The sequence below is a fragment of the Planctomonas deserti genome (assembly GCF_003067705.1).
Classification (GTDB): Bacteria; Actinomycetota; Actinomycetes; order Actinomycetales; family Microbacteriaceae; genus Planctomonas; species Planctomonas deserti.
On sequence record NZ_QANL01000012.1, the window covers coordinates 1 to 1,216 of the forward strand.

At 65.0% G+C, this 1,216-nt stretch carries 1 protein-coding gene; it reads left to right on the forward strand.

The window, feature by feature from the left end:
• A partial coding sequence (locus DAI20_RS19210) for an efflux RND transporter permease subunit (protein WP_159085122.1) occupies window positions 1–1,216 on the forward strand: 1,216 nt, incomplete at both ends.

Here is a 1,216-nt window from a genome sequence, read left to right on the forward strand (position 1 = left end):
ATGCCAACGGCAGCGTGGTGCACCTGGGTGACGTGGCGACGATCGGCCTGGGGCCGGAGAGCTACGACAGCATCAGCACCTTCAATGGCAAGCCGTCGGCCTCGCTGGGCATCGAGCTCAATGCCGGTGCCAACGCGATCGCCGTCTCCAAGGCCATCGATGCACGGCTTCAGCAGCTGCAGAAGTACTGGCCGCATGGCTATACCGCCCACGTGGCGTTCACCACCACGCCGTTCGTGACCATCTCGCTGAAGGAAGTGGTGATCACCCTGATCGAAGCCATCATCCTGGTGGTGCTGGTGATGTACCTGTTCCTGCAGAACTGGCGGGCCACGTTGATCCCGACCATCGCGGTGCCGGTGGTGCTGCTGGGCACCTTCGGCGTGCTGGCCGCGTTCGGGTACTCGATCAACACCCTGACCATGTTCGCGCTGGTGCTGGCCATCGGCCTGCTGGTGGACGACGCCATCGTGGTGGTGGAGAACGTGGAGCGGGTGATGACCTTCGAAGGGCTGGCACCGAAGCCGGCCACGCTGAAGGCGATGGGCCAGATCACCGGCGCGCTGGTCGGCATCGTGCTGGTGCTGACCGCGGTGTTCCTGCCGATGGCGTTCTTCAGCGGTGTCACCGGCGTGATCTATCGCCAGTTCTCGGCCACGATCGTCTCTGCGATGGCCCTGTCGGTGCTGGTGGCGATCGTGCTGACCCCGGCGCTGTGCGCGACCATGCTCAAGCCGCTGAAGAAGGGCGAGCACCACGTCGCCCATCGCGGCCTGGCCGGTCGCTTCTTCAATGGCTTCAACCGCGGCTTCGACCGCACCAGCGAAAGCTACCAGCGCGGTGTGCGCGGCATCATCCACCGTCCGTGGCGCTTCATGGGCATCGTGGCGGCGCTGTTCGTGCTGATGGGCGTGCTGTTCGTGCGCCTGCCCAGCTCGTTCCTGCCCAACGAAGACCAGGGCGTGCTGATGGCGCTGGTGCAGGCGCCGGTCGGTGCCACCCAGGAACGTACGCTGGAATCGATCGCGGCACTGGAAAACCACTTCCTGCAGAACGAAAAGGATGCGGTGGACTCGGTATTCTCGGTGCAGGGCTTCAGCTTCGCCGGCATGGGCCAGAACGCCGGCATGGCGTTCGTCAAGCTGAAGGACTGGAGCGAGCGTGACGCCGACAATGGCGTGATGCCGATCACCGGTCGCGCGATGGCGGCACTGGG